The following is a 14,081-nucleotide window of genomic DNA, read 5'->3' on the forward strand; positions in this document are numbered from 1 at the left end:
AGTGAATTAATTCACTGTCTAGATAGTCGTACTTTTATTAATGTTCACTATATTCTGTTCAGATAAGTTTGTATTTTTTGAACTAGGATTTGAACATAAGGGTCTTTAAATAAGGTGTGATGATATCCAGGAATTTCTTGAATTTCCACGCCTTCTGTCACTAAACTTTCTAATTGGGATGAGTGCAGTAAACGATATTCTTGGGAGATAAATAAGGTAACTTTTCCTGAATAAGACTGAGGAGAATATTGGTTTCGTGCTAACTCAAAAGCATTAAGTAGTCTCACATCTTCAATATAGCGAGGTAAGGGTTTATTATTGTTAGAAAATAGTTGTCCTTGCCAATATCTTAAACGAATTATCCATTTTTCTTTTGTCCAAAAAAGTTTATTTTTAAACATTTCTACTAGATAATTTATTCCAAATTGACGAAGATTATACCAATGGAAATAAATGCCAATATCCTGCTGTCCCCAAATAGCATCAATAAAACCTAAGAAAGCTATCTTTTCTCCATTTGCTTGTAGTTGTTGCGCCATTTCAAAGGTCAAAAATGAATCTGCACAGTAAGTTATCAGAAAATAAGGGCCATGGGGTTGAATAGTTTGCATATCTTCAATGAATTTAGCAGCAATATCTTTTAATTTTAAAGAATTAACTTGAGGTTTTAAAAATCCTGTAATTCCCAAAATATTAAGAATATAAAAAGGTTGATTTTTGTCTAAATAATCCCCGATTTTTTGGGCTTGACGAATTGAATTTATGAAAAATAATGGGAAATTATTCCCTTGATTTTTAATAGTAACAACAGAAGATTCTTGGATCATATTTTCCTGATTTTTAATTTGTTTTACAAGACTTTCAACTGTTGGTGTTTGTAAGAAGTTTGACAGAGGAAGATTAATATTAAATTCTTGCTCAATTTTTGCTAATATACGCATAGCTAAAAGGGAATGTCCTCCTAAATCAAAAAAGTTATCTTGTAGACTAATTGAATTACTGTTTAGGACTTGTTCCCAGATATTAACTAAGCGTAATTCTAATTCAGTTTGAGGTTTAATATGTATTTCAGACGTTTTTGAGGATATTGAATTAGAGGGAAATGTCAAAGTATCATAATTTATTTTACCATTAAAAGTTACAAAAGAATTTTGCTCTTTTTTTATTGATAAACATACATGATCAATGTTTTGTGTTGGATAATTAACAATTTCTTGTAATAAAAATTTAAAATGTTTAATAAATTCCTGAATAGTAGAAGCTTCAAATAAGTTAGTATTATATTCAAAAAATCCTTCTATTCCCATCGGTGTTTCCCAAGATAGTACCATTAAGTCAAATAATGCGGAAGGTTTTTCCTGAAGTACTGGACGACTTTGGACATCAGAAAAATCTAAATTATTGATAGGAATATTCAGAAAGTTAAAGACAACTTGAAACCAAGGAGTATAGCTAAAATCTCGTGCTTTTGCTAACTCTTTTAACATCTGTTCAACAGGAAATTCTTGATAAGTATAAGCTTCGAGAGAAACTTGCTTAATAGTGTCTAATAATGCTAAAAAAGAGCAATTTTTTGATAAATTAATACGGAGAGGAATTACATTGGAGAAACAACCAATAGTTGATTCAATTTCCGTTAGGTTACGGTTAGCAACTGGAACCCCAATAACTAAATCTTCTTGATGACTATAGCGATGCAGAAAAATCAGAAATACACCTAAAAGAATCATGTATAAAGTTGATTTATTTTGTTTACTTAAGTTGTATATTTTTTGAGTTAATTCTGCATCAATATTAAATGATTGAATTCCTCCTTCAAAGGTTTGTAATGGGGGACGAGGATGATCTGTGGGAAAGGAAATAAAGGGAGGTGCATCTTTTAATTTTTGACTCCAATAATCAACTAAAGGACGATAAACTTGAGGATTTTGTAACCATTGTTGATGGTTAATGCTAAAGTCTTTATACTGAACCACAACAGGAGGTAAAAAATTAGTATGATTATTAATTAAATCGTTATATAAATTTGATAATTCCTGTAAAATAAGACTCAATGACCAACCATCTGCAATCAAATGGTGAATGACGATTATAAAAATAAATTTATCTGAATTTAATTGTAGTAATAAACTACGAATAGGCGGTTTTTTATTTAGTTGAAAAGGGCGATTGATTTCTGTTTGTATTTGTTGTTCTATTTGCTTTTCTGATGAGGTTTCAGATGTTAATTCAACGGTAAGATTAAGGGAAAATGTAGGTAAAATACGTTGAATGGGAAACCCATCTACAAGTGGAAAAAACGTGCGTAAAGACTCATGACGTTGGATAAGTTGATTAATTGCTTTTTCAAGAATAGGAATATTGAGTGATCCTTGTAATCTAAAGACAATGGGTAAATTATAAACGGGATTTTTTCCTGATTGTTGAGTAATTAACCACATTCTTTCTTGATATAAAGATAAGGGAAAGTCTCCATTACCAGCAATTGCTTTTAACTCTAATGTTGACCAATTTAAAGAATTTTCTTGTATTGTTGATGTTTCTATAATTGTTGCTAATTCTGTAATTGTAGACCCTTTTAAAAGTTCTTGAACAGGTAAATCTATTCCTAAAATATCTCGGATACGGGAGATAATTTGTATCGCTTGTAAAGAATTTCCTCCTAGTTGAGTAAATTCATCATTAATACTGACAGATTTTCCTAATATTTCTGTCCAAATAGTAACTAAATCTGTTTCTATGGGAGTTCGAGGAGAGATGATCTTTTTGTTGTTTTTGTTAAGTTCTAATCGTAAATTAAGAAGTTGTTGACGATCTATTTTTCCATTAATATTAAGAGTAAATTCTTTAAGAAAAATAAACTCTGATGGTATCATGTAATCTGGTAGTTTATCCTGCAGATAAGTCCGTAATTCTGTTACAGTAATTTCTGTTTTAGGGATAATATAAGCTATTATTTGTTTATTGTTTGGGTTATCTTCCGTTGTTAAAATAACTGTTGATTGTATTTGAGGATTTTTAGTTAATACTGTTTCAATTTCTCCTAATTCAACGCGATAACCTCTTATTTTGACTTGAAAGTCAATACGTCCTAAAAATTCAATATTTCCCTCTTTATTCCAACGAACGCGATCGCCTGTTTTATAAAGACGTGAGTTAGGATCATTACTAAAGGGATTTTTAATAAATCTTTCTCTGGTTAAATCAGGTTGATTAAGATAACCTCTGGCTAAACCATCACCTCCAATATACAGTTCTCCTGTAATACCAATAGGAACTAATTGTAAATCATTATCAAGTATATATACTTGGGTATTAGCAATAGGAAAACCGATAGGAATAGATTTTTTTGTGGTGTCATCAATAGTAATTTTATGACAACAGGTAAAAGTTGTATTTTCTGTTGGGCCGTAACCATTAATTAATTGACAATTTGGTAATTGTTCTAATACTTTTTTGACATTAGTAATGGATAAAACGTCTCCTCCTGCTAAAAGTTGTCGCAAGGGTTTAAGATTTTCTATCTGTTCTTCTACTATTAAGTTAAAGAGTCCTGCTGTTAACCATAAAGTAGTGACATTATATTGTTTAATTACTTCTCCAATTTCTTGTAAAGATGGTGTTTTAGCTGGCATTAACACAAGTTTACCCCCATTAAGTAAGGGGGCCCAGATTTCAAATGTTGATGCATCAAAGGCAATAGAGGCTAGTTGTAATACTACTTCATCAGAACCAAAGTGAGCATAATTTGTATTTTTTACAAGTCGAATAACTCCACGATGTAAGATGCAAACTCCCTTGGGTTTACCTGTTGAACCTGATGTATACATTACATAGGCTAAATTATTGGTAGTAGTTTTATTATCTCGTTCTATATCATTAAGAATATTTGTTAAATTTAAGTTATCATCAACACAGATAATCTCAATATCCTGAGCCATTTCTTGAAGTTTATTCAACTCAGACTTTTTGGTAATTAAAATCGGTGTTTGTGAATCTTCTAAGATCGTTTTTATTCTATTTTTTGGGGCAGAAGTATCTAAAGGTAAATAAGCTCCACCAGCTTTTAAAATAGCTAAAATGGTGATAATTAAATCAGGAGAACGATCTAAATATAAGGCGACTAACGTTTCTGTTGTTACTCCATTTTTTTGTAAATAATTAGCTAATCTGTTTGACTTTATGTCAAGTTCATGATAGGTAATTTCTTGAGTTTTATAAGCGATCGCAACTGCATCAGGAGTTTGTGCAGCTTGAAGTTGAAACAATTCATGAATGGTAGAATTTCTGGGATAATCAGTTTGTGTATTTGTCCAGTCTTCTAATAATTGATGTTGTTCAGATTGAGTTAATGAAGGAAAATTATTCATAAAATTAGCCGTAATAAAATTATTATGTTTATGTTTAATATTAAAAAGATTTAATGGTTTTATAGTTTTGTATTCAGCCCTAAAGGGCTTATTGTAAGTACCTAAGAGAAATTAATTGTATAACGGCCGGCGGGTTTTGATCTAATTGTGATAGTTGAGCAACAAATGATTTTATAGGTTTGTAGTCAGTCCTTTAGGGCTTATTGTAAGTACCTAAGAGAAATTAATTGTACAACGGCCGGCGGATTTTGATCTAATTGTGATAGTTGAGCAACAAAGGTAGGGGCGGATTTATTTAACTTTTTTGTGAGAATAATTAATTTATGCAAAAAAATCTCCGGCGGGTTTATCTAGTTTTTTGGTGAGAATCATTGATTTATGTAAAAAACCCGCCCCTACAACAAAAACCCGCCCTTATAATTTTTGGTGCCATTAATTTTGTGTGATTACTTATAGATTAATTCTAACAGAAAAATTCAGAAATCGATAAAAAAGGGACGTTAAGAGCTAACATCCCCTTGAAAAAATTTGATTCAAATCTTAGGTATATTCCCTAAGTTAGAACATAGTTTTTACTGTGTTAAATGTGCTGACTTTTAGGGGTTTCCTCCGTAGAAAACACCATCTGCAAGACCTAAACCATTGTTGTAATTATCCAGGTTGGTATTAATTACACTACCCGCATCCACAGGATAAAGAACATTGGTGTTGGTTTTGTAGGGACTTGGTAAAACAGAAGCACTGGAAATACCTTGACTCCAGTAGGCATCAGCCGTAGGACTACTGATGGTACTACCAGTTTGTCCGTTCAAGGCGCCATCACCCTTCTTATCACCATTTTCGTCTGGAGTTATAGCTTGCAGCCAGTTAACACCTTCCTTGATATAGTATCGAGCATCTTTATCAGTTGTATTGGCGGTGTCAATGGGGTTTCCAGCAAGATAGTTCAACCAACTAGCAACTAAAGAGCGACCAAGATCGTAACGAGTATCTGTGTTCGGATGTTGTGAGGCATCGACAATCTGTAGTGCTTGTGCTTTGGTATAGAAGATGGTATCTTCGCCTGTATCAGTCTTACCATTGATGTTGAAGTCTCCGATAAGTAGACCAGTATTATACTGTCCGGTAACAGGGTCAAGAACTTTTCCAGGTTGTGCGGAGTTGGTATAGGGTGCGAACAGAAGGTCACTATCGGCAAAATTGTATTCTGTTTTTTGTGCAGGTTCGTTACCTTGGATACCATCCCAGAATGTTTGCCATTTGGTATTTTGCCAGAAACCGGGAGTACGAACACCAGGAGCAGCAACCACAGTATCGGTATCAGTGGCACTATTGTTACTGAGGTTAGTGTCAGTGAAACCTGTGGGAGCAGTTACTTTAGCCGTGTTGGTCAAGGAAGATGAACTCTGAACAACCTTGTTCACACTCAGATTCTGAATCTTGAAGTAATCATCAGGGGTTGTATCTGCTGTCGAAGGCCGCAATCACAATAGTGTTGCCTGCGTAGTTCCCAGCATTGACATCTGCCCAACGAGCGGTTGTCAGAGTTGTATCATTGACTTCAGTAAAGCCAAAGCTATTGAGAACAGAGTCACTTAAGGTAGTGATGGGAGTGCCAAAGTTGCCAATCCACAAAGAGATGTCACTGTCATCGACGACGAATCCTAAGTAAGCTTTATCAAGAACCACCGATTCCGAGAATTGGAACAGAACGTAGTTATTTCGTCCACCGACGTTATCAACGGTATGAGTGTTGTTAGCTCCATTACCTTCACTGCTGTCGGTGACACCTAAACCGCCGCCATAGCTACCAAGATAGCCCTTTGCCCAAGCTCCATTTGTACCGTCAACGCGACTAAAGGCACTAGCTGTAACGTTAATGCCGCCAGCAGTGAAGGTGCGAGTATTGCCGTCGGTTCCATCGAGCGCAGTATTGCCAGTGAAGTTAAATGTAGCAGCACTGCCCAGGCTGGTTGTACTTGCGGCTACTGTACCTTTGACGGTATAGGTGATGGTACTACCACTTGCCAAGGTGACGTAATCGTTAATGTTGCCCGTACCAGTGAGGTCGTTACCTGTGGCTCCTGGTGTTGCTACACTTGTCCAAGTTACTCCTGTTAGATTTGTGGGCATGACATCACTTACCAGGGCGTTAGTAGCTGTCATCGGACCATTATTGCCAACCACAATGGTGTAGGTGATTTGTTGTCCACCAAATACAGTGGTTAAACCATCAGTTTTGGTAATTGATAGGTCTACATTGTTTTTGATTAATCCTGCGTCAATGGTTAAGTTATCGGTAGTTCCGACGGTGAAGTTCGCGGTTGAACCGTTACTGTTAACCACATCACTGTCTGTTGTATCAAGAGTATTGTTACTAACATTGGCTGTGGTAAAGCCATTAAAGCCTGTTGGTTGAACAAATTGAACGCTGTAGGTGCTGTTGGCGTTGGCGGTGAATTGGTACAAACCATTAGCATCAGTGGTGGTTGTCCCGATTTTGGTTCCTGCTTGATTCAATAGATTAACAGTGACACCCGCAACTCCAGATTCCCCTGTGTCTTGGATACCATTCCCATTAGTATCGAACCAAACGCGATCGCCGATTTTGACAGTGGGAACTCCTATTGTATTAGTATCAGTGGCACTGTTGTTATTAGGGTTGGTGTCAGTGAAACCTGTGGGGCCCGTTATGGTAGCCGTGTTGATCAAGGAAGATGTACTTTGAACAACTTTGTTAATATTCAGAGTGTTGACTTTGAAATTATCATCGGTTTCACCAATTTTTGCCGCAATGACAAGCACATTGCCTGCGACATTGCCACTATTGATATCAGCCGTGCGAGTGCTACTGCCACCATTATTAACTTCAGTAAACCCTAAACTACTTAATACAGTGCTATTAAGGTTGAGATGATTGGTGAAAGGATTGTTGGCAGTTCCAATCCATACAGAAATATCGCTATCGCCAACAACGAAGCCCAAAGATGCTTTGTCAACTACAACGGATTCGGAGAACTCAAACAGTATATAATCATTACTGCCGGAGTTGTCCACAACGTGCATATTATTGCTGCCATCGCCTTCATTGGGGTTGGTAACACCTAATCCACCGCCATAGCTACCAAGATAAGCATTAGACCAAGTAGTTCCATTAAGTTGACTAAAGGCACTTGCCTTAACCTGAACACCATTAGTAGCAGTGAATGTTCGGATATTACCATCGGGTCCATCGAGCGCACTGTTGCCATCTAAACTGAAGGTTCCTGCACTGCCTAATGTGGTTGTACTTGCCGCTACCGTACCCACCACTGTATAGGTGATGCTGCTACCTGCTGCTAATGTGACGGTATCGTTAATGTTGCCTGTACCAGTGAGGTCGTTACCTGTTGCTCCTGCTGTTGCTACACTTGTCCAAGTTACATTAGTAAGATTGGTAGGCATGATATCAGTTACCAGGGCGTTGGTGGCAGTTATCAAACCATTATTTTGAGCAACGATAGTGTAGGTGATTTTTTGTCCGGGGGTAACAGTTGTTAAACCATCGGTTTTGGTAATTGACAAATCGCCAGCATTCTTATAAATCCCAGCATCCAAAGTCAGGTTATTTTCACCGGAACTTAGAGTCACAATCTGAGTTTTACCTGTGCTGATATTAGCATCACTATCTAAAGCATCCGAACCGATATCAGCTTGAGTAAATTGAAAACCTGCAGGTAGATTAGAGAAAGCGACTTGATATTGTTGACCAGGAGTTAATCCAGAAAAGCCATAAATACCACTAGCATTAGTTGTGGTGGTAACAGTAGTATCCCCAACACCATTGATAATGCCATCTGCACCTCCACCAATGAGGGTAACAGTTACGCCGCTTACTCCTAATTCTCCTGCTTCTTGAATACCATTCGCATTCTTATCTTCAAATACGAAGTCACCTAAAGAGGCTTTTCGGAATAAACCTGCATCTAAAGTCCCGTTAAATTCTCCTGAAGTTAGAGTGACACTTTGAGTCATTCCATTGCCATCAGCATCACTATCTAAGGCATCATTATTACCTTGGTTTGATGGACTAAACATATAGCCATTTGGTGCCACAAACATGACACTATAGCTACCAGGAATTAAACCCGTAAAACTATAAGCACCATTAGCATTTGTTGTCGTTGTTATGGGGTTTCCATTTCCATCTAAAACCGCCTTTCCATTGCCATCTAATAATTTAACGGTGACACCACTAATTCCTAATTCACCTGCTTCTTGGATACCATTCGCATTCTTATCTTCAAATACGAAGTCACCTAAAGAGGCTTTTCGGAATAAACCTGCATCTAAAGTCCCGTTAAATTCTCCTGAAGTTAGAGTGACACTTTGAGTCATTCCATTGCTGTTTGCATCAGAATCTAAAGCATCATTATTACCTTGGTTTGATGGACTAAACATATAGCCATTCGGTGCCACAAACATGACACTATAGCTACCAGGAATTAAACCCGTAAAACTATAAGCACCATTAGCATTTGTTGTCGTTGTTATGGGGTTTCCATTGCCATCTAAAACCGCCTTTCCATTGCCATCTAATAATTTAACGGTGACACCACTAATTCCTAATTCACCTGCTTCTTGAATACCATTCGCATTCTTATCTTCAAATACGAAGTCACCTAAAGAGGCTTTTCGGAATAAACCTGCATCTAAAGTTCCGTTAAATTCGCCTGAAGTTAGAGTGACACTTTGAGTCATTCCATTGCCATCAGCATCAGAATCTAAAGCATCATTATTACCTTGGTTTGATGGACTAAACATATAGCCATTTGGTGCCACAAACATGACACTATAGCTACCAGGAATTAAACCCGTAAAACTATAAGCACCATTAGCATTTGTTGTCGTTGTTATGGGGTTTCCATTTCCATCTAAAACCGCCTTTCCATTGCCATCTAATAATTTAACGGTGACACCACTAATTCCTAATTCACCTGCTTCTTGAATACCATTCGCATTCTTATCTTCAAATACGAAGTCACCTAAAGAGGCTTTTCGGAATAAACCTGCATCTAAAGTCCCGTTAAATTCTCCTGAAGTTAGAGTGACACTTTGAGTCATTCCATTGCTGTTTGCATCAGAATCTAAAGCATCATTATTACCTTGGTTTGATGGACTAAACATATAGCCATTCGGTGCCACAAACATGACACTATAGCTACCAGGAATTAAACCCGTAAAACTATAAGCACCATTAGCATTTGTTGTCGTTGTTATGGGGTTTCCATTGCCATCTAAAACCGCCTTTCCATTGCCATCTAATAATTTAACGGTGACACCACTAATTCCTAATTCACCTGCTTCTTGAATACCATTCGCATTCTTATCTTCAAATACGAAGTCACCTAAAGAGGCTTTTCGGAATAAACCTGCATCTAAAGTTCCGTTAAATTCGCCTGAAGTTAGAGTGACACTTTGAGTCATTCCATTGCCATCAGCATCAGAATCTAAAGCATCATTATTACCTTGGTTTGATGGACTAAACATATAGCCATTTGGTGCCACAAACATGACACTATAGCTACCAGGAATTAAACCCGTAAAACTATAAGCACCATTAGCATTTGTTGTCGTTGTTATGGGGTTTCCATTTCCATCTAAAAACCGCCTTTCCATTGCCATCTAATAATTTAACGGTGACACCACTAATTCCTAATTCACCTGCTTCTTGGATACCATTCGCATTCTTATCTTCAAATACGAAGTCACCTAAAGAGGCTTTTCGGAATAAACCTGCATCTAAAGTCCCGTTAAATTCTCCTGAAGTTAGAGTGACACTTTGAGTCATTCCATTGCTGTTTGCATCAGAATCTAAAGCATCATTATTACCTTGGTTTGATGGACTAAACATATAGCCATTCGGTGCCACAAACATGACACTATAGCTACCAGGAATTAAACCCGTAAAACTATAAGCACCATTAGCATTTGTTGTCGTTGTTATGGGGTTTCCATTGCCATCTAAAACCGCCTTTCCATTGCCATCTAATAATTTAACGGTGACACCACTAATTCCTAATTCACCTGCTTCTTGAATACCATTCGCATTCTTATCTTCAAATACGAAGTCACCTAAAGAGGCTTTTCGGAATAAACCTGCATCTAAAGTTCCGTTAAATTCGCCTGAAGTTAGAGTGACACTTTGAGTCATTCCATTGCCATCAGCATCAGAATCTAAAGCATCATTATTACCTTGGTTTGATGGACTAAACATATAGCCATTTGGTGCCACAAACATGACACTATAGCTACCAGGAATTAAACCCGTAAAACTATAAGCACCATTAGCATTTGTTGTCGTTGTTATGGGGTTTCCATTTCCATCTAAAACCGCCTTTCCATTGCCATCTAATAATTTAACGGTGACACCACTAATTCCTAATTCACCTGCTTCTTGGATACCATTCGCATTCTTATCTTCAAATACGAAGTCACCTAAAGAGGCTTTTCGGAATAAACCTGCATCTAAAGTCCCGTTAAATTCTCCTGAAGTTAGAGTGACACTTTGAGTCATTCCATTGCTGTTTGCATCAGAATCTAAAGCATCATTATTACCTTGGTTTGATGGACTAAACATATAGCCATTCGGTGCCACAAACATGACACTATAGCTACCAGGAATTAAACCCGTAAAACTATAAGCACCATTAGCATTTGTTGTCGTTGTTATGGGGTTTCCATTGCCATCTAAAACCGCCTTTCCATTGCCATCTAATAATTTAACGGTGACACCACTAATTCCTAATTCACCTGCTTCTTGAATACCATTCGCATTCTTATCTTCAAATACGAAGTCACCTAAAGAGGCTTTTCGGAATAAACCTGCATCTAAAGTTCCGTTAAATTCGCCTGAAGTTAGAGTGACACTTTGAGTCATTCCATTGCCATCAGCATCAGAATCTAAAGCATCATTATTACCTTGGTTTGATGGACTAAACATATAGCCATTTGGTGCCACAAACATGACACTATAGCTACCAGGAATTAAACCCGTAAAACTATAAGCACCATTAGCATTTGTTGTCGTTGTTATGGGGTTTCCATTTCCATCTAAAACCGCCTTTCCATTGCCATCTAATAATTTAACGGTGACACCACTAATTCCTAATTCTCCTGCTTCTTGAATACCATTAGCATTCTTATCTTCAAATACGAAGTCACCTAAAGAGGCTTTTCGGAATAAACCTGCATCTAAAGTCCCGTTAAATTCTCCTGAAGTTAGAGTGACACTTTGAGTCATTCCATTGCTGTTTGCATCAGAATCTAAAGCATCATTATTACCTTGGTTTGATGGACTAAACATATAGCCATTCGGTGCCACAAACATGACACTATAGCTACCAGGAATTAAACCCGTAAAACTATAAGCACCATTAGCATTTGTTGTCGTTGTTATGGGGTTTCCATTGCCATCTAAAACCGCCTTTCCATTGCCATCTAATAATTTAACGGTGACACCACTAATTCCTAATTCACCTGCTTCTTGAATACCATTCGCATTCTTATCTTCAAATACGAAGTCACCTAAAGAGGCTTTTCGGAATAAACCTGCATCTAAAGTTCCGTTAAATTCGCCTGAAGTTAGAGTGACACTTTGAGTCATTCCATTGCCATCAGCATCAGAATCTAAAGCATCATTATTACCTTGGTTTGATGGACTAAACATATAGCCATTTGGTGCCACAAACATGACACTATAGCTACCAGGAATTAAACCCGTAAAACTATAAGCACCATTAGCATTTGTTGTCGTTGTTATGGGGTTTCCATTTCCATCTAAAACCGCCTTTCCATTGCCATCTAATAATTTAACGGTGACACCACTAATTCCTAATTCTCCTGCTTCTTGAATACCATTAGCATTCTTATCTTCAAATACGAAGTCACCTAAAGAGGCTTTTCGGAATAAACCTGCATCTAAAGTTCCGTTAAATTCGCCTGAAGTTAGAGTGACACTTTGAGTCATTCCATTGCCATCAGCATCACTATCTAAAGCATCATTATTACCTTGGTTTGATGGGCTAAACATATAGCCATTTGGTGCCACAAACATGACACTATAGCTACCAGGAATTAAACCCGTAAAACTATACGCACCATTAGCATTTGTTGTCGTTGTTATGGGGTTTCCATTGCCATCTAAAACCGCCTTTCCATTGCCATCTAATAATTTAACGGTGACACCACTAATTCCTAATTCACCTGCTTCTTGAATACCATTCGCATTCTTATCTTCAAATACGAAGTCACCTAAAGAGGCTTTTCGGAATAAACCTGCATCTAAAGTTCCGTTAAATTCGCCTGAAGTTAGAGTGACACTTTGAGTCATTCCATTGCTGTTTGCATCAGAATCTAAAGCATCATTATTACCTTGGTTTGATGGACTAAACATATAGCCATTTGGTGCCACAAACATGACACTATAGCTACCAGGAATTAAACCCGTAAAACTATACGCACCATTAGCATCTGTTGTCGTTGTTATGGAATTTCCATTTCCATCTAAAAGTATATTCCCATTGCCATCTAATAATTTAACGGTGACATTACTAATTCCTAATTCACCTACTTCTTGAATCCCATTAGCATTCTTATCTTCAAAGACGAAGTCACCTAGTCCTGTCTGGGGATCACCACCCGTTGGATCTAGATAAAAACCCTGATCAATAGTCGGATTTTTCTGACCTGGAGCTAAACTAATAACACCCGATATCAACCCATCACTATCAATAGTATCATCTCCTCCAACATTGGCCGGACTTGTTATAAAACCTGATGGTTTGACGAATTGAACTTTATAATCCCCTGCAATTACGTCAAAATTATAGCTTCCATTAGCATCTGTTGTCGTGGTAGCTATCACTTCATTTGAGGCAATTACTCCATCCCCATTCACATCAGCTAACAGATTAACCGTAACTCCGGCAATTCCTGTTTCTCCTGTATCTTGAATCCCATCCTTATCAATATCTTGAAATACGAAATCTCCTAACTTAGATAATTTAACTTCAGCAATAATAAATTGTGTGTTATCAGGAATAACTCCATCATTGTTTGTATCTGGTATCAGGATCACTCCCAGTTTACCCGTAACTGCTTCCCCAAAATAAGTTGTATAATGATAAGTGGGGACAAATCCGTCACCATTGGCTAAAGCCAGTGCAACAATTTGATCTGCTTTAGTTTGAGTCCAAGAACCTAATCCACCTGTGTCATTTGTATCATCACTTAAAGCCCAAATAGCCCTTTGTACATCCCCGAAAGTAAAAGTTCCTGCCCCACTTGCTGCAGTTTTTCCGACAAAATTCTGGTTAAGAATCCAGTTAACTAAGTCTAAGTTTTCGGGGAACTCAATGTTCCCTGGCCCCGTTAATGTTGATGGTAAGGTTTCATAACTCGAAAAAACTTTAGCCGTAAAAGTTCCATTGCGACCAATAGTGCGATCCGTATCAATGCAATAAGCATCATAATTGCCAGCCAGTAAACTATTAGTGATTTGGATATCAAAGTAACTAGGTTGACCACCACCGACTGTTCCTGTAGGGCCTGTACCTGTATTTGTGCCGGCATTGTCGTCACCAGGGTTGGAATAATTTAATACGACTGTGCTGGGTAAATTAACACTCAAATTTGGTATATCAGACATAATTGACCCTTATTTTATAAACG

At 37.2% G+C, this 14,081-nt stretch carries 4 protein-coding genes; all 4 read right to left on the reverse strand.

The window, feature by feature from the left end:
- Window positions 1-47 precede the first annotated feature (47 nt).
- Window positions 48-4,370 carry a non-ribosomal peptide synthetase gene (locus AsFPU1_RS02270; RefSeq protein ID WP_125061029.1) on the reverse strand — a complete coding sequence of 1,441 codons (4,323 nt, stop codon included), beginning with the start codon at window positions 4,368-4,370 and terminating at the stop codon, window positions 48-50.
- Window positions 4,371-4,966: 596 nt separating this feature from the next.
- The gene (locus AsFPU1_RS22910) at window positions 4,967-5,794 is read right to left on the reverse strand and encodes a hypothetical protein (RefSeq protein WP_227875698.1); all 828 of its coding nucleotides are present in this window, start codon (window positions 5,792-5,794) and stop codon (window positions 4,967-4,969) included.
- A gap of 28 nt (window positions 5,795-5,822) precedes the next feature.
- The gene (locus AsFPU1_RS23255) at window positions 5,823-10,028 is read right to left on the reverse strand and encodes an SdrD B-like domain-containing protein (RefSeq protein WP_265415784.1); all 4,206 of its coding nucleotides are present in this window, start codon (window positions 10,026-10,028) and stop codon (window positions 5,823-5,825) included.
- Window positions 9,970-14,058 (reverse strand): SdrD B-like domain-containing protein, encoded by a 4,089-nt coding sequence (locus tag AsFPU1_RS23260; RefSeq protein WP_125061030.1) that lies wholly within the window; start codon window positions 14,056-14,058, stop codon window positions 9,970-9,972. Before AsFPU1_RS23260 ends, AsFPU1_RS23255 begins: the two co-directional genes overlap by 59 nt.
- Between the last annotated feature and the right edge of the window lie 23 nt (window positions 14,059-14,081).

The sequence above is a fragment of the Aphanothece sacrum FPU1 genome (genome assembly GCF_003864295.1).
Classification (GTDB): domain Bacteria; phylum Cyanobacteriota; class Cyanobacteriia; order Cyanobacteriales; family Microcystaceae; genus Aphanothece_B; species Aphanothece_B sacrum.